This window comes from Methylobacterium sp. J-076 (genome assembly GCF_022829405.1).
Lineage (GTDB): Bacteria > Pseudomonadota > Alphaproteobacteria > Rhizobiales > Beijerinckiaceae > Methylobacterium.
Genome location: NZ_JAKSXW010000065.1, coordinates 1 through 16,755, shown reverse-complemented (window position 1 = coordinate 16,755; position 16,755 = coordinate 1). Strand labels below are relative to the sequence as shown.

At 64.2% G+C, this 16,755-nt stretch carries 14 protein-coding genes and 1 pseudogene; 10 read left to right on the top strand and 5 right to left on the bottom strand.

The window, feature by feature from the left end; translation table 11 throughout:
• The 4 genes from tagF to MKK53_RS04935 are packed head-to-tail and all read left to right on the top strand — an operon-like array spanning nt 1 to nt 5,040.
• A complete protein-coding gene (gene tagF / locus MKK53_RS04950) occupies nt 1-687 on the top strand; it encodes a type VI secretion system-associated protein TagF (RefSeq protein WP_243927426.1) in 687 nt (228 codons plus the stop codon).
• A complete protein-coding gene (locus MKK53_RS04945; RefSeq protein ID WP_243927424.1) occupies nt 674-1,516 on the top strand; it encodes a PP2C family protein-serine/threonine phosphatase in 843 nt (280 codons plus the stop codon). The genes tagF and MKK53_RS04945 overlap by 14 nt, the downstream gene beginning before the upstream one ends.
• Nucleotides 1,516-3,417, top strand: a complete 1,902-nt coding sequence (locus MKK53_RS04940; protein WP_243927422.1) for a serine/threonine-protein kinase — start codon at nt 1,516-1,518, stop codon at nt 3,415-3,417. Before MKK53_RS04945 ends, MKK53_RS04940 begins: the two co-directional genes overlap by 1 nt.
• A gap of 3 nt (nt 3,418-3,420) precedes the next feature.
• Nucleotides 3,421-5,040, top strand: coding sequence for a transglycosylase SLT domain-containing protein (locus MKK53_RS04935; protein WP_243927420.1), 1,620 nt, complete (start codon nt 3,421-3,423; stop codon nt 5,038-5,040).
• A 95-nt stretch (nt 5,041-5,135) separates the two neighbouring features.
• Here the strand turns inward: MKK53_RS04935 and MKK53_RS04930 are convergent, their stop codons facing one another.
• The 4 genes from MKK53_RS04930 to MKK53_RS04915 form a co-directional block, all read right to left on the bottom strand.
• Nucleotides 5,136-5,429 carry a PAAR domain-containing protein gene (locus MKK53_RS04930; protein ID WP_243927418.1) on the bottom strand — a complete coding sequence of 98 codons (294 nt, stop codon included), beginning with the start codon at nt 5,427-5,429 and terminating at the stop codon, nt 5,136-5,138.
• A gap of 122 nt (nt 5,430-5,551) precedes the next feature.
• Complete coding sequence (locus MKK53_RS04925; RefSeq protein ID WP_243927416.1) at nt 5,552-5,935, bottom strand: hypothetical protein; 384 nt, start codon at nt 5,933-5,935, stop codon at nt 5,552-5,554.
• Between the two features lie 157 nt (nt 5,936-6,092).
• Nucleotides 6,093-7,040, bottom strand: a complete 948-nt coding sequence (locus MKK53_RS04920; protein ID WP_243927414.1) for a glycoside hydrolase family 19 protein — start codon at nt 7,038-7,040, stop codon at nt 6,093-6,095.
• Between the two features lie 49 nt (nt 7,041-7,089).
• On the bottom strand, nt 7,090-8,394 hold the full coding sequence (locus tag MKK53_RS04915; RefSeq protein ID WP_243927413.1) for a tetratricopeptide repeat protein: 1,305 nt from the start codon (nt 8,392-8,394) through the stop codon (nt 7,090-7,092).
• A 367-nt stretch (nt 8,395-8,761) separates the two neighbouring features.
• On the opposite strand from MKK53_RS04915, the pseudogene MKK53_RS04910 reads away from it, so the two are divergent.
• Nucleotides 8,762-9,863, top strand: a pseudogene (locus MKK53_RS04910) (IS3 family transposase).
• Between the two features lie 226 nt (nt 9,864-10,089).
• On the opposite strand, the gene MKK53_RS04905 reads toward MKK53_RS04910, so the two are convergent.
• The gene (locus MKK53_RS04905; protein ID WP_243927412.1) at nt 10,090-10,662 is read right to left on the bottom strand and encodes a lipase family protein; all 573 of its coding nucleotides are present in this window, start codon (nt 10,660-10,662) and stop codon (nt 10,090-10,092) included.
• A 613-nt stretch (nt 10,663-11,275) separates the two neighbouring features.
• Between MKK53_RS04905 and MKK53_RS04900 the strand changes: the two genes are divergently transcribed.
• The 5 genes from MKK53_RS04900 (at nt 11,276) to MKK53_RS04880 (ending at nt 16,654) form a co-directional block, all read left to right on the top strand.
• Nucleotides 11,276-13,096, top strand: coding sequence for an ATP-dependent nuclease (locus MKK53_RS04900; RefSeq protein WP_279598821.1), 1,821 nt, complete (start codon nt 11,276-11,278; stop codon nt 13,094-13,096).
• An 8-nt stretch (nt 13,097-13,104) separates the two neighbouring features.
• The gene (locus MKK53_RS04895) at nt 13,105-14,928 is read left to right on the top strand and encodes a UvrD-helicase domain-containing protein (RefSeq protein WP_243927410.1); all 1,824 of its coding nucleotides are present in this window, start codon (nt 13,105-13,107) and stop codon (nt 14,926-14,928) included.
• Nucleotides 14,929-15,000: 72 nt separating this feature from the next.
• Nucleotides 15,001-15,165 (top strand): hypothetical protein, encoded by a 165-nt coding sequence (locus tag MKK53_RS04890; RefSeq protein WP_243927409.1) that lies wholly within the window; start codon nt 15,001-15,003, stop codon nt 15,163-15,165.
• A 407-nt stretch (nt 15,166-15,572) separates the two neighbouring features.
• Nucleotides 15,573-16,121, top strand: a complete 549-nt coding sequence (locus MKK53_RS04885; RefSeq protein WP_243927408.1) for a DUF3489 domain-containing protein — start codon at nt 15,573-15,575, stop codon at nt 16,119-16,121.
• Between the two features lie 41 nt (nt 16,122-16,162).
• Nucleotides 16,163-16,654 carry a DUF2924 domain-containing protein gene (locus MKK53_RS04880; protein ID WP_243927407.1) on the top strand — a complete coding sequence of 164 codons (492 nt, stop codon included), beginning with the start codon at nt 16,163-16,165 and terminating at the stop codon, nt 16,652-16,654.
• The last annotated feature ends 101 nt before the right edge of the window (nt 16,655-16,755 follow it).

Below are 16,755 nucleotides of genomic sequence, written 5' to 3'. Positions count from 1 at the left end.
ATGCCCTGCGGCCTGTTCGGCAAGCTTCCGGCCAAGCGCGACTTCATCGCCCTTGCCGTGCCGCGCGCCTTGCTCAACGCCTGGGAGCCCTGGATCCAGGGGGGTCTGTCCGCGAGCCGGCTCGCCCTCGGGCCGGCCTGGACCGAAGCCTACCTTCGGGCGCCGATCTGGCGGTTCTGGCTCGGGGAGGGCTTGACCGGCGAACCGGTCCTGGGGGCCTTCATGCCCTCCGCCGACGGGGTCGGACGCTATTTCCCCCTGACCCTCGTCTGCTGCGGCGGCCGGCCGGACGCCTTCGCCCCTCCGGAGGCGGAGCCCTACGACGGCTGGTTCACCGCCATCGAAGCCTTCCTCCTGTCCCTGCTGACCGAGGGCCTGCCCTTCGCGGACGCCACGGCGCAGCTCGTCGCCCTGCCCGATGCCGTCGCGTCCCGCCTACCCCCCACCGTCGAAGGCGCCCGCCGCCTGCCCGGCGGAGCGCTGGCCGGAGGCGTCGCGGGCGGCGACGTCCCGGCCGCCCTCACCCGGCTCCGGCCGTTGGCGCCGGCCGCGATGCACGCGGACATGAGCTACTGGTGGACGTCAGGCGGGGAGGGCTTCCCGGCCTCGGCCCTCGCCTGCCGGGGCCTGCCGGAGGCCCCCCTCTTCGCCTCCTTCCTTACGGGACGGTTCGATGGCCTCGCCTGATTCCGTGTCGGCCGTCTCGGCGCTGCCGGAGGATCTCCTCCGCATCGAGGCCGGCAGCATCAGCCATCCCGGCGTGAAGCGCGCCCAGAACGAGGACAGCCTCCTCGTGGCGCCGGAGATCGGCGTCTTCGCCGTGGCCGACGGCATGGGCGGCCATGAGGACGGGGCGCTGGCGAGCGCGACGATCGTCGGCGCCCTCGCCTCCATCGGCGCCGCCGTCTCGGCCGCCGACCTGATGGCCCGCCTCGAGGACCGCATCCTGCGGGCGAACGCCGAGCTGCGCGCCGCCGGCCAAGCCCGGAACTGCGTCATTGGCTCGACGCTGGCGGTCCTGCTGCTCTTCGGCCGGGACTATGCCTGCGTCTGGTCGGGCGACTCCCGGATCTACCGCATCCGCGACGGGCTCATCGAGCAGATCACCCGCGACCATACGGAAGGGCGCGACCTCTTCGAACGGGGCATCCTCACGGCGGCAGAGATGGAATCCTGGCCCCGCCGGCATGTGCTCACCCGGGCGCTCGGCGTCGATGACCGCCCCGAGTTGGAGAGCGAGCAGGGCGTCGTCTCGGCGGGCGACGTGTTCGTCATCTGCTCGGACGGGCTGACGGCCCATGTCACCGACGGCGACATCCTCCTCGCCGCCGACACCTCGGCGCCGCAATGGGCCTGCGACTCCCTTCTCGACCTGACGCTCGAGCGAGGCGCCTCCGACAACGTTACGACGATCGTCATCCGCTGCGGCTATCGCGGCCGGGCGACCGAGGCGCCCCGGCAGGAGAACGGGATGACCGTGCTGATGCCGGCCGGTGCCGCCGCAGGAGACGCTTGATGGCGGATGACCGCACGGTCGTGCAGCCACGGGCGCCGGCCAGGGTCGGCCCCGGCACCCGGCTCAGCGACATCTACGAGATCGACGCGCCCCTCGCGGTCGGCGGCATGGGCGAGGTGTTCCGCGGGCACGTGATCGAGACCGGCGACGCCGTTGCCATCAAGGTCATGCGCCCGGAATTCGCGGAGAACGCCGACGCCCTCGCCCTCTTCCGCAAGGAAGCCTCGGCGCTCCACAACGTCCATCACGGCGCCGTGGTGCGCTATTACGTGTTCTCCGTCGATCGCCAGCTGGGCCTGCCCTTCCTCGCGATGGAGTACGTCACGGGCGACTCCCTGGCCGACCGGCTCAAGCGGGGTCCCCTCGACTACGAGGAGGTCGAGACCCTGCGCCGCCGGGTGGCTGGCGGCCTCGCGGCGGCGCACGAGGCGGGGATCGTTCACCGCGACGTGACGCCGGACAACATCATCCTGCCCGGCGGCGATCCGGCCCGGGCGAAGATCATCGACTTCGGGATCGCCCGCCTCGCCGAGACGAAGACAGTGATCGGCACGGGCTTCGCTGGCAAATACGCCTACGCCTCGCCCGAACAGTTCGGCCTCCAGGGCGGTGAGGTTACCCTGAGATCCGACATCTTCAGCCTCGGCCTCGTCCTGGCGCAGGCCAGCCGGGGGCGTGCCCTCGACATGGGGGCCGAGTACCCGAACGTCATCGCGAAGCGCTCCTCCGTGCCCGACCTCGCCGGGGTGGATGCAAGGCTGGTCCCCCTGCTGCAGGCCATGCTGCAGCCCGATCCACGCGAGCGGCCCGGGAGCATGAGGGAGATCGAGCAATGGGGAGACCCGGCCAACCAGCTCGTGCTGAAGCCGTCCCGGCCCAGAGCGAAGACGAGGACGACGCCGGGGCGGCGCGTGCTGCCTCTGGCCGCCGGGGCCGTGATCCTCGTCCTTGCCGGCGGGATCGGAGCCTTCTTCTTGCTCGGTCAGCCGGACCAGATTCCGAAACCGGTGAATGGTTCGCTGACGGAGACCGAGCCGGCTCCCACGGCCCAACCGCCCTCCCCGCCGCCACCGCTGCCGCCGATCAATCGCCCGCCGGTCACGCCCGCGCCGCCGCCGGTCAATCTCCCGTCGGCCACCCCCGCCCCGCCACCGGTCAATCCCCCGTCGGTCACACCCGCGCCGCCACCGGTCAATCCCCCGTCGGTCACACCCGCGCCGCCGCCCCCGACGGGGCAGACCGTTGACGTGATCGTGGATCCCGCGCCGCCACCGCCGACGATGGAGACGGTCGCCGCCTTCATCCGCGGGTATCGCGGTGGGGACTGCTTCTTCCTCAACCCTTCCACGGTCAGCGCGCACGAGGCGCTCGTGGAGGCGTTTGGAATCGTGCCGCAGCCGTTCCAAGCCTTCGACTCGGCCTTCAGTAACAGGTTCGGTTTCGAGGCGAAGATCCACCTGAGACAGGTGGAGCGCGGGCAATGCCCGATCGTCGATCTGCTCGCCCTGCAGGCCAAGGCCAAGGCCACCAGCGTGCCGAAGCTCTGGGTGGAGAACGACCACGTCCGCAGCGGGACGGAGCTGCGCGGCACGGTCGATTTCGGCGATGCGCCGAACGCCGCCCTCCTCCTGGTCGATCGCGAGGGGAGCGTGCACGACCTCGGACGCTACCTAAAGCGGTCCGGACAGCGGGGAAGCTTCGCCGTGCGCCTCGACGCGCCCAAATCCAGCAGCGGCCGCTCGCAACTGATCCTGGCGGTGGGAAGCCGCCGGCCGGTGGAGACCGCCGCGCCCGGCGATTCCGCGACGGGCACCGCGCTGTTCGAGCGCCTTGCGCAGGACGCGGCCCGGCCGGATTCTAGGTTCGGCGCGGCGGTGCTGCAGATCAAGGTCGGGAATTGAGCCATGACGGGCCCCGGCACATCCCTGACCGAGGAGGACTGCATCGACGAAGTCATGCGGTTGCGCTACGGCGACGCCCCTTGCACGGCCTGCGGCAGCCGCCAGGGATTCGTGCGGAAGAGCCGCAACCGCGCCTTCTCCTGCCGCTCCTGCGGCCTGAAGGTATTTCCCTGCCAAGGAACGCCCTTTGCCAAGGCCCGGCCGGCCCTGACGGAGTGGTTCCGGGCGGTGGACATCGTCGCCCGCGAGCGAGGCGACGCCCGGACGCTGCGGCGGCGGCTCGCTCTCGACCGCGGGACGGCGGCGGGGATGATGGCGGGTGTGGCGCGGCTCAAGGCGGCGTCCGATCCGGCCGTGGGCCACCACTGGTTCTCCGATATCGCCGCCTTCGCCGCCGCCCGTCTCCAGCCGGCTGAGCGGGGCGCCGCCCCGGCCGATTCCGGCCGCGAGACGAATTGGGAGTCCCTGCACGCGGTGGCCGCATCGTTCCCGGCGCGCTACAGGCCCTTCCTGGGCCTCGGGATGATCGCGGCGCTGATGCTCGTCGGCATCGGGATCGGGTGGCTGATCGTGCCGCAGCAGCCCCCGGCCGACGAAGAGGTCGCCCAGGCCACCGCCATCCTCAGCCTAGGCGAAGACAAGCCGGTCATCCTCGTTTCGCCCGAGGTGGCGGCGCAGCTCTACGACGTCATCGACGTCGACGGTAAGCCGCCGGAATCCTTCGCCTCCTCGATCCGGATCGCGCCGACCGGCCCCGGCCCGGCCGGCGCGACTACCCTTGCCCCTCCGACGGTCAGGCTCTCAGACGGTGCTGGCCAGTCGCTGGCGCAGGGCGACCTTGGTGCGGTGAAGGCGAGCGCCCGGGAGAGACCGGAGCTCGCGGCCTATTCGGCCCTGGCCAACGAACTCGAGGGTAAGGGCCCCCGCAACCCGGATGAGCTCCTGGCCTTCGGTCCGATGCGGATCCGCCGCTACCTCGTGGAGAAGATCGTCCGCGCCTCGCGAGTGACGAACGTCGATCCGGTGTTGCTGATGGCGATCGCCGACAAGGAATCGAGCTTCAAGACCGAGGTCCAGGCCCAGACCTCGTCGGCCTCCGGCCTGTATCAGTTCATCGAGAAGACCTGGCTCGGCGTGGTGCGGGAGTTCGGGGCTTCCTACGGTCTTGAGCGCGAGGCGGCCATGATCGCGAATGGCGAGGCGGTCGGCCCGCAGCGCGCCAGGATCCTCACCTTGCGGAGCGACCCCTATCTCTCCGCGGTGCTGGCCGCCAGGATGCTGAAGCGCGACAGCCTGCGCATTGCCGCCCGCATCGGCCGTAATCTCACCGGCGGCGAGGTTTACCTCGTCCATTTCCTGGGGCCGGACGGGGCCGAGCGGATGATCGGCGAGATTGCCCGCAAACCCAATTCCGTGGCCGCCGACCTGCTGCCCAAGCCCGCTGCGGCCAACAAGCCGATCTTCTACGGCGAGGGCGGATCGAAGAGTCTGTCCGTGTCGGAGGTCCGCAGCAAGTTCGAGACGATGATCTCGTTGCGGCTCAACCGCTACAATAGCGTCAGGACCGTCAGCGTGCCGCAAACGCCGGAGGTCCGCGTCGTCCCCGTGACCGAGCAGCGCTGACGGGCCTCCGGCATTGTCTGGACAAGACGGATCGGGCGCGGGCCGTCCCCCCCCCCCTCCTCGCGCGCCGCAGCGACGGTGGACGAGGGCTCCGCCTACTCGCCGATCAGCACGGTGGGCAGCCCGGCGACGATCACGCCGCCATGCACGGTCGGATCGCCGATGCGCGCCGCCATCTGGCCGCTGATCTGGACGGTGGGCGAGCCCATCGCGATCGAATCCGTGGGCCCGGTGCAGTTGGCCATGTCGCCGACCCGCGCCGCCGGCAGGCCCCCGATCAGCACGGTCGGGCAGCAGGGGGCGATGATCGGACCGCCGACATGGGGCACGATCCCCGTCACCATTGGGCAGGTGTGCGCGTCGGTAATGCGCGCGGCGGGTTTTCCCATGACGTCTGAACCGCGAGATCGAGGCGTGGCCCCTGGTCGAAGGGCCGGCAGGAGGAGTTACCGCAGGCTGGCGCCCCGGGAAACCCCGTCCTCACGCCGGAGATACCTGCGAGACCGCCTCTTCAATACAATTTCCCGATTATATTGTCCGCATCCTCGACGACGAGCAGGCTCGTCTTCGCCGTGAGCGTGTCGGACGGACCGAAGTCCGCAAGATGCGGGGAAAACCACGGGCGTTCGCCCGCCCCGGTCGAGCACCGCACGTTCTTCAGGACCGTGTCTCCGCGCAGTACGGCGAGCCCGGCGGGTCTCGCGCAGCCACCGCCGATGCATTCGCTCATCAGGTAGCGGTAGGGGCCCCGGTCGAACCAGACCTGCCGGACCTGGGCGCGCGGGTTGGCGGGTGCGATTGTGGCCTTGAACCGGTTCCCGTTCCCGGATTCGGCCGAGTAGCTGATCTCGATCCGCCCCTCGCGGCCATACCGGTAGGTCAGACGGTCGGCCAAGCGGCCCGCGGGGGCGCACAGGGAGCCGATCCTGCCGCCCGATCCGCAGGAGAAGAGGGTTTCCTCTTGCGCCGTGCAGAGGGTCGCCCCGGGTTGTCCCTCGCGGCCGAACCCGCTCGGGCCGAGTGACAGAGACAGGGCGCCGGCGAGGGCCACCCTAGCGGAAGATGCGATAAACTTGCCTGAAATGCTCCCGGCGCGCCGGATAGCTCTTGGTCGCTTTGTTGACGACGCGGGTAATCCGGTCGACCTCGTCATCGCCATGCCCCTTGTCGGCGAGAAGGTGGAGATGGTGGAGTGTCCAGAAACAGACCGCCGAGCGCAAGCTGTAGGGGAACCTGGACACGGCATCAGGCTCTGCGACGAAGCTGACTTGTTTCGCGCCGGATGACGAGGCTTGAGCATAGATTTTCGCGTATTGTTGCGTAATCGCGGAATAGTTTGCGCGCCCGGTGATCTGGATCAGGCCACGGCCTCGAAAGGTCCAGCCGTCCCCGCTGATCGCCGCACCGTTGCCGTTGCGGCTGGAATAGGCCTTGTTGGCGATGGTCTCCTGATGCGCGGCTCGGGTGATCCGCCTCGTCTTCCGGTCGCGGACGTATCCGTCCTTCACCGCCTCGTCCGCATGAATCTTGTAGTAATGAAAGAGCTTGAGGCCCTCCGGACTGTAGGACAGACTCTCGACGGTCGCATTGAGACCGGGGCCGCTCTCCTCCCGCAGCTGGGCAAAAAAATGCGCCTTCCGCAGCGGCGTGCCGAGCCCGAACTTGGCCAAGTCCTTGTTCAGGTCGGATGCGACCGTATCGAGGTAATCGTCGCCGGCCTTCGGAAAGATCTGGGCGAGCTGCTTGCGGGTGATCGCATCGCGCGGGGCCTTCGCCGCCTCGCCGTAGGATCGAAACTCCCCGGCCGGCAGCCGAGCGTCGTTCAGCCGGTGATGATGAGCGACGATGTCTTGATCGGACAGGAGATCCATCCTCAGGCCGTCCGGCGCAGAGAGGCGGATCAGCCGCATGAGATGGTCGTCGCTGAGGGCGCGCATCAGGAGGTCGGTCGGAAGCGGCCAGCCTTCGGTCAGGCGTTCCGAGGGCGATCCATCGTTCATCCGCGCGACTCCCAACCGGCAGGGCGGTCCCGCCGAAGACCCGTCCATCCTATTCCCTGATGGCCGTCACGATCAGCCCCTGGACGGGCTGCCCCCGTTCCATCCGCAGGGTGTCCCGGGTGAAAGTGATCGCGACGAACCCCGCCTCGGAGAGGCAGCGCTCGACATAGCCCGAGGCGTGAGAGTAGCGACCATGGGGATGGAGGGTGAATGTGGCGCCGTCGCTCTCCTCGACGCTGAAGACGAAGGTCCCACCCTGACGCAGGGCGCCGTCGGCAGCGGCGGCGACCTGATCAAGGGGTCCGAAATAGCAGAGCGTGTCGGCCGAGGCGACGACGTCGTACCGGCCGGGATGGTCGCGCAGGAACTGCGTCAGCTCCGCCTGTTCCAGCTGATCGTAGCAGCCCCTTTGCGCCGCCTCATCCAGCATGCCGCTGGAGAGATCGACCCCGATCAGTTCCCTCGCATGCGTCTTCAGCGCCGGGCCGCACAGCCCCGTTCCGCAACCGGCATCCAGCACGACGCAATCGCTGCGGAGGCCGACGCAGGCATCGATCGCGGCCACGACCAGCTCCGGCGCCCGATAATCGAGTCGGGCGAGCTTGTGATCGAAACTCGAGGCGAATCCGTCGAACAGAGCCTTCACGTACCGGTCGCTGGCCCGTTCGGGCGTGTTCTCTCCAGTGATCGCGGCGATGAGATGCTGCGCCGAGGGATTGTCGGGCTCGTCCTTCAGCCAGTCGCGCAGCAGGGCGAGGGCGCGGTCGTGCTCTCCGGTCGCGGCGTAGGCGGCCACGAGGAACCGGCGGGTGCCCGCGTCGGCGGGCTCGAGTTCCAGAGCCCGCGCATGGCAGGTGATGGCCTCCTCGATCCGCCCTTGGCCCGCCAGCAGGCGGCCAAGGTTGTTCCACACATCCCGGTGGGTGGGATCGATGGCGATGGCGCTGCGGTAGATCCCCTCCGCCTCCGGCACCCGCTTCAAGACCCGGAGGGCGACGCCGAGGTTGTTGTAGGCATCGATGAGCTTGGGCTCGAGGTCGATGGCGGTGTTGTAGGCTTCGACGGCGAGATCGGGCCGGTCGACTTCGGAGAACACGTTGCCGAGGTTGATGTGGGCGCTTGGATTGTGCGGCTCGATCGCGATGGCACGGCGGATCAGCGCGATCGCCTTCTTCGGATCTCTCCTCTGATGGCAGAGGATCCCCAGGAAATGGAGGGCCGCCGCGTGATCGGGGTCGGCCGCAAGGATCCGGTGGTACAGCGTCTCGGCAACAGGCATATCCCCCGCCCGGTGCGCCCGTAGGGCGATATCCAATGCCTCGTCCAGGCCGATCTCCGCTTGTGGTGCCGTCACCTCGCTCCTCCGCTCGATCTGTTCCAGGGCAGATTTCACGATTTTGTACCGAATAAAGAAGCAAATATTTATTTCACGCAACGCCTCGTGGCAACAATTCTCCAACCAGCGCTTGCGAAGTCAAATTTCGATAATAGAAATTTCGCAACCACGGATGGGAAAGTTTCACCGCCTATTTTCGCTGTTATACCTCGCAACTCGAGGCTGTTATGAGCTTCAGGCGATCTGAGCGGTCTGTGTAAGCATGTGGTCGACGAAGGCCACGAAGTGCAGACCTGCCCGGGTGGTGTGACCCTGACCCAGCAAACTGATCCAGGCCGAGCGCAAGTTTTTCGGGCATCCTGAACCCTGAAGGAGGGTGGATGCCATGCCTCGCAAACGCTTTACGAACGAACAGATCGCCTTTGCCCTGCGGCAGGCGGAGAACGGCGCGACGGTGGACGAAGTCTGCCGGAAGATGGGCGTGTCCGAGCCGACGTTTTACCGCTGGAAGAAGCAGTTCGTCGGCATGGGCGTGCCGGAGATCCGGCGGCTGAAGCAGCTGGAGGACGAGAACAGCAAGCTTAAACGACTGGTGGCCGACCTGACGCTGGACCGCTCCATGCTGTAGGACGTGCTCAAGCGAAAGTGGTGAGGCCCGCCGCTCGCCGCGAGGTCGCCGGTCACCTGCAGGGGCCTACGACATCAGCGAGCGTCGGGCCTGCCAAGCCACCGGTTTCGGCCGCTCGTCCCAGCGTTACAGGAAGCGCTCCGATCCGCAGGTGGCGCTGCGCATGCGGCTGACGGAACTCGCTGCCGCACGGGTGCGCTACGGCTACCGAAGGCTGCACATCCTATTGCGGCGGGAAGGTTGGGAGGTGAACCACAAGCGCACCTACCGGATCTACCGGGACGAGGGACTGTCGATCCGGCCCAAGCTGCCCAAGCGCAAACGGGCCTGGCGCTATCGCTAGGGACGACCGGCCATCGGTGGACTCAACGAGGTCTGGGCCATGGACTTCATGTCTGATCGCCTGTTCGACGGACGTCCGTTCCGGATCCTGACGGTGGTCGATTGTCATACGCGAGAGGCGCTCTCGCTCACACCGAGAGCCAACTTCCGCGCCTTCCAGGTGACCGAGACCCTGGACGCCTTGGTCCGGCTGCGGGGGCGGCCCAAGAGCCTGCGGGTCGACAATGGACCGGAGTTTGCCGGGCGCATGCTCGACCGGTGGGCCTACCTGAACGGGGTCGAGATCGACTTCTCCCGACCGGGCAAGCCGACCGACAACGCCTACATCGAGTCGTTCAACTGCCGTCTACGGGCGGAATGTCTGAACGCCTCGTGGTTCCTGTTGCTAACCGATGCCCGCGAGCGCATCGAGGACTGGAGGTGCCACTACAACGAAGATCGACCTCATACGGCCTTGGGCGGCTTGACGCCTCGAGCCTTCGCCAACCAAGCTGTCACAGCCCGAGAAGTTGCATAGGCCGTGGACCACAAACAGGGTCAACTCCAGGCCCACCGCGCACTAACTCTGCTCATGGACCACCTCTTGGGGGCCGATCAGCAAACGACTCGCACGGCTGAGTTGGGTCGGAAGCCGTAGGACCGCTTGGGGTGGTTTTGCGACAGTCCGCTTTCAAGAGGAAAGCTCCCCAAAGAGGAACTCTAGTGCTTGATCCCTCCTGCAATATCGGTTCTCAAAGCTTCAATCAATGGAGATATGAAATGATAGCCTCCTTTTTTATGCTGACCGGAGCGCGGCCAATATGCTTGCCTACTCGACTTACCGGATCATTCTCTGATCGATAATTGAAAACATTAGGTGAATTACTTTTTTCGAATTTCACTACTCCTGCTAGATTAGCCATTCCCGGAGCGTTGAAAGTAACTCCTACTACGGGAAAAGTGGTTATTCGGGCTGAAACAACTTGCGCAAGACCTCCACCGAGCGAATGTCCTGTAATAATAATTTTCTTTCCCCCGTTTTTTTGTATGTAGTCCTTTGCCTTAGAGAAGAAATCAAACGCATCACCTAATTTGTTGACTGGAAATTTTCCAGATCCAATTCCAATATCGTCCCTATCGTCATTTGCGTCACTTAATCGTGTTCCTCGAAACGCGATAACCCCTATGCTCCCTTGGGTGTACAAGGCACCAAAAAAAGAACTCTGATCCCAAATCTTCATCTCTAAGCCAGCAACGCGCTTATAGCCGACTATTGTACTGCCATTGCCTTCGTAAACATCACCACTTATGCAAGCCAACGTTAGTACAGCAGCCATTGTTCCGTTCCAGTCTCCAACGATATCAATAATAAAGATACAGCATGAGCATCGAATCAGCAAGATACAATAGGATAATGTTATTGACAATACCAATGCCCATCAGAGGACTGTTGATCACGGAATAGACGGTATGACCCAAGTGTGAGCACTCATATTCGGCGACGCATCGAAGCGCCCCAGATCAAATCATCCACTGCCAGCGTAATTGAACGGCTCCATCCGCAGCGCCGCGCGCCGCTTCCCAACCCAAGGCGGAGTTGTCGAATAACTGATGCATGACCGTTTCGGAGAAGTGTTGACGGTGGTCGCAACGGCTGGGTTGGGTCGCAACCCGCCCGTCCGCTTCTTGCAACGACGGGATGTCGGCTTCGCGCCATCAGCCGACATCCGTCGCTATCGCAAAAGCAGACGTTTTTGCGACAGCGACTTGAATTTTACCGTACACGGCGTCGGCTCGCGCTCTCAACTTGGTGTAGCAGTTGCGCCCCATTGATTCTAAAACGTCACTCTGCTTCCCTATTATCGCAGATATCTCCGGCGGCATTCCCTCAAATCGGGAGTGTCTGGGTAGAAATTAAAAAACAGGTATTCGTTACTTGGAGGAATTTCTTTGAAAGTTTACTGTGTATCGATCGAAAACTTTCGGGGAATTAGTTCTGCGAAGCTAGTGTTGCCGGACCACGCTGTCCTCATTGGCGACAACAATACGGGTAAATCTTCGTTTCTGGAAGCGATAGATTTAACGCTTGGGCCGGATAGACTCAGTCGCCGCCCTCCGGTCGATGAGCAAGATTTTTTCCAGGGCAAATATCTTCCCGTAGCCGCTGCCAATGCCGTGGAGGGCGTTGTACCCGATGGGGCTGAAGAGAAGCCCGTCGCCGCAGCCCCGAAGATCATTATCGAAGTCACCATCATCGGCCTATCAAAAGAGCAAGAGGCTAGGTTCGGCGGCCATATTGAGTGGCTTAATATCGAAGATGGCGAGTTCTTCACCGACGCCAACTCGGCGGGTGTTGACGCCGAGAATATCAAAGCCGCGTTGCGAATTACCTTCATCGGTACCTACGATTCCGATGAGGATGATTTTGTTGGCAACACCTTTTATTCGCGCAGTCTCACAGAGGCGGACAAGCCCGAGCCGTTCACCAAGAAAGATAAGCCGCATTGTGGCTTTCTATTCCTGCGCTCCCTGCGCACCGGCTCGCGCGCGCTAAGCCTGGAGCATGGCAGCATTCTCGACATCATCCTGCGACTGAAGGAGATTCGGCCGCAGATGTGGAAAGGCACGATCGACACGCTTGCCGCCTTCGACGTGGCAAGCGACCCCACGATTGGGATATCCGGCGTGCTAGACAGCATTGACAAGTCGCTGAAGAAATACGTGCCGCGCGAATGGGGTGTGAAGCCGCACCTTAAGGTGTCGAACCTCACGCGTGAGCATCTGCGTAAAGTCGTGACCGCCTTCATCGCCACCGGGGATGGCGATCATGCTGCTCCTTTCTTCCGCCAAGGCACCGGCACAATCAACATGCTGGTCCTGGCGATGCTGTCGCAGATCGCTGAGGACAAGCAGAACGTTATCTTTGCCATGGAAGAGGTCGAAACCGCGATACCGCCCTATGCCCAGAAGCGGATCGTGCATGAGTTGCGGAAGCTGGCCGCGCAGTCGATCGTCACATCGCACTCGCCCTACGTCCTCGAAGAATTCAAACTCGACGAGACCGTGATACTGTCGCGGGCAAATGACGGTGTGCTCAGCCAAGCGCAAATATCGCTGCCCGACAGCGTAAAACACAAGCGCTATCGGCAGGAGTTTCGCACACGCTTCTGCGAGGGCCTCCTGTCTCGCCGTGTGCTCATCGCCGAAGGCGCGACTGAGGCCAGCGCCTTTCCGGTAGCCGCGCGCCGGCTGTCGGAGCTCAACCCCGCCACCTATTCCTCGCTTGAGGCACTCGGTATCTGTATCATCGATGCGGGCACCGAGTCCCAGATCGCCGACCTCGCTGGGCTGTACAAGGGGCTCGGCAAGCGCACGTTCGGACTTTGCGACAAGCAGACCGATCCGGCGAAAGCGGCGATCGAATCCCAAGTCGAGCGGCTGTTCATGCACGAGGAAAAGGGGATTGAAGATCTCATCCTCAAGAACACGACCCAGGTTGCGCTTGAGCGGTTTTCCGACGCGCTCGACTGGCCGCCTCATCTAATCACGAAATATCCGGATCCGAAGGCCCTCGCGATCTCGGCGCTGAAAGATTATTTCGGCTGGGCAAAGGGCAATTGGGGTATCGCCGATTTCCTCGGTCAGTGCTCCGAGGTGGAAATTCCATCCTGGATCCGCGATGCTTGCATAACGCTGAAGGCGATCTGTGATCCGCCTGCTCCCCCGGCTGGGAACGTCGGGCAAGCTGCGACCGCCACGCCGGGCGCTTAGAGGGTGCGATGGTCGACCTGACGGCGGCGCAAAAGGACGTCCTAACTGCCGAAGGGCATCAGCTCGTCGTGGGCGGTCCCGGCTCGGGCAAGACCACCGCGTCGATCCTGAAGGCGGCTAAAATCGCGCGCGAAAAACTGAGGCCGGGGCAGCGCGTCCTTTTCCTCAGCTTCGCGCGAGCGACCGTCTCGCGTGTGTTTGAGGCGATTGATGAAGAAAAGTCGGTCACGAAAGAAGAAGAGAAGCGGATCGAAGTCGATACTTATCACTCCTTCTTCTGGCGCATCCACAAGGCGCACGGCTATCTGGTCGGGTTTCCGCGGCGGATTACCATCCTAACGCCGCCGAACGAGGCGATCGCGCTGTCAGCGATCCGCAGCGGCTTCAAGGCGCCTTCCAAGTTGTCGGCCGAGGAGAAAGCGCAGAAGACCGCTCTGGAAGTGGCCGAGCGCATGCGGTTGGCGACAGAGGAGGGCAAAGTCTGTTTTAACCTGTTTGCGGAGAGGGTGGCCATCCTGTTGCATGGCTCGGCCAAAGTCTGCGAGCTTGTGTCGACCATGTATCCGTTCATCATCCTGGACGAATTTCAAGATACGAGCCTCGATCAATGGCGTGCGGTCGAGGCAATTGGGAAGAGCAGCACGCTGATAGCGCTGGCAGATCCTGAGCAGCGAATCTTTGATTTTATCGGAGCCAATCCTGAGCGGCTGAACCACTTCAAGGAGGCGTTCAAGCCGTCCGAACACGACTTGCTTGGGGACAATCACCGGAGCAAGGGCACCGATATCGCGGTCTTTGGCAATCACCTCCTTACGGGCAAGTTTCGCGATGAGCCCTATCAAGGCGTCGAATATGTAGGGTTCGCCTCGAACGCTAATCAGGCCTATGCATCGCTCGTCGCGCAGATTTTGCAGGGACGGCAGAGGGTTATTGCGCTCGGGCACCGTTACTGGTCGCTCGCGATCCTAGTTCCGACGAAGCGCATGACGCGTTTGGTGTCGGACAATCTGCGCGCGCCGTTTGGCAACGTGCCGCCTATCACGCATACGGCGGTGGTGGATATGGAAGGCCCGATCCTTGCCGCCGAGGTAATAGCCTTCCTCCTGCAACAGCGCAGACACAGCGGCTGTTTGGATGAATTTGTCGATGTGCTCTGCGGCTTCTTTGAAGGACGCGGCGGCGCAACGCCAACGAAAGGCCATTTGGCCGACGCCGAGCGTTTCAGGTCTGCGCTCGATAAATGGAATAGATGTCTCGTCAAAGGCAAGGCGCCGCCGGGGAACAGTGTTCTCCAGGCTACGTTCCTAGTCCACCAGGCCGCGACGGCCGTTGCCTTGACCGGACAGCCCGATGCCGATTGGATGGCGGTTCGAGAAGTCCTTGAGGCCGGTGCCTGCTCGCGGCTCGCAGAGGTGGCACTGGAAGCCCGCAGTGTCCGCTTGCTCGAACGTGGCACGCAGTTGCGTCAAAGCCTTTCGCAGGACTGGCGCGACAACGGCGGCTACAAGAACGCGCTCGCCGTTACGCGGCAGGCATTCGTCCAGGAGCATTTCGCGACGGCGAACAAGCCCGAGTCTGGCATCGTCGTAATGAACATGCACAAGGCCAAGGGGAAGCAGTTCGACGAAGTCATTATCTTCGAAGGCCGGCCGAAGCGGGTGAAGGGGGAGATCGTAGGCAACCCGGATCGTATTGTCGGCGGCAATGTGAAGTCAGGTGCGATGACACAGGCCCGCCAGAATTTCCGCGTCAGCGTGACCCGTGCAAAGATTCGGACGACGATCATGTCACCCAACGATGATGTTTGCGTCTTGCTGACCCCCGCCGAATAAATCTAAACGGCAAGCACTGTGCATACCCTGGATAACAGATACATTATCTATGGCTTATTGATAGCTAATTTGATGATTAAGGTCATCGCAATCAAGCGTATTGCGCGACTCATCGATACGTATATCAGCGTTTTACTGATGTGCGCTGACTCACCGTTCTTCCTAAGCAATGCTTTTCATCTCGCCCGTGTGGGATCAGCGACACTTGATTTTGAAAACTGGATTGTTGAGCAATAGGTTTGGGAGGCGGAAGGTCGACAATCGAACCGTTCGCCGGATCGACGCCTAAGCGGACGTTCCAGAGGTCTGCAAAGGGTCACGATCTTCCGTTGGAAGTGGACAACAGCGCGAAGTTCCGCACCGTCCCCGCCCACCCGCACATTCGACTGGACTGCTAGAGCGAACGGAGCGTGTGTCGTCGCCGGGACGACGCAGCCGGTGTCGCTGAGGCTGCGCTCGTTGGGACCCAGGGCAGCGCGGGAGCGTCAGGGGACAAGATCACTCAACGACTGATGGCTTTCCCGCCTCGGGGGCGTCTCTCCAGCCACATGTACGTTGCCCCGCAGGCCGGCCTCGCGCCGTCCGCGGGGTCGGGGTCGGGGTCGTGGCAGGGCCTGTCCTGCCGCTGACGGAGACCCCGACCCATGACCACCATCTTGCTCACCCGTACCGAGGCGGACATCCTGCACGCCGCCGCCGCGGACGAGGGCCGCCTGCACTTCGCCACGACGGTGAAGCCGGCCAGCCGCAAACGGCTCGTCGGGCGCTTGCTGCGCGACGCGCTCATCACCCCGCCGGACGCACCGGACGGACAGCATCGTCTCACGCCCGCGGGCTACCGAGCCATCGGCCTCACCCCACCCCCGGTCGCTGGGGCAACATCCCGTCCGAACAAGAAGGCGCTGGTGCTGACGCTGCTGTGCCGGGACGAGGGGGCGACGCTGGCCGAGCTGATCGCGGCGACGGGCTGGCTGCCGCACACCACCCGCGCCGCCCTCTCGCAGATCCGGTCCGGCGGACAGCCGCTGACCAAGGCGGCGCGCCCGGACGCGGCTACGGCCTACCGCATCTTGCCGCTCCCGCCCGCGGCCCGTAACCGCGCACGGCGCAAGGCAGATACTCCGGCCCGTGCGCTAACGGTTGACACAGGATCCGAGCCACAGGCTGGCGTGCCGACGCAGGCCACGGCCTGATGGCGCGGCCCCGACCCATCACGGGGGGCAAGGCGGACCGCGTGTCCGCCTCGCTCGACGCGCTCGCCGGGATGGACGCGGCGGCGCTCGAACGGCGCTGGCGTCAGCTGTTCGGCGCAGCCCCGCCTCCTGGCCTCCCTCCGGCACAGCGCGCGCGGGTCATCGCCTACCGCCTTCAGTCCATCGCCTACGGTGACCTCGACCGCGATACCGCGCGGGCTCTCGATAGGCTCGTGCGAGCACGGGATCAGGCTGGTCAGGGAGGGGACGATACCCCGATCCGCATATTGGTGCCGGTGCCGGACCGGCGCGGGCACATCCCCGGCGTGACGCTCTCGCGGGAGTGGGCCGGTGTGATGCACAACGTGCAGGTACTCGACGCCGGCTACGCCTGGAACGGGTCGACCTACGACAGCCTGTCCCGCGTGGCGCAGCTCATCACCGGCACCAAGTGGAACGGACCACGCTTCTTCGGCCTACGCGCCAAGACCACTGGTGGCAGAGAGGCCGGAGCGGGGAGGATTGAGGCATGAGTGGACGCTCGCCCAAACCGCAAGCGGCCCCGCCTCCCGGCACGCGGCCGACCCTGCGCTGCGCGATCTACACCCGGGTCTCGACCGAGCACGGACTCGAC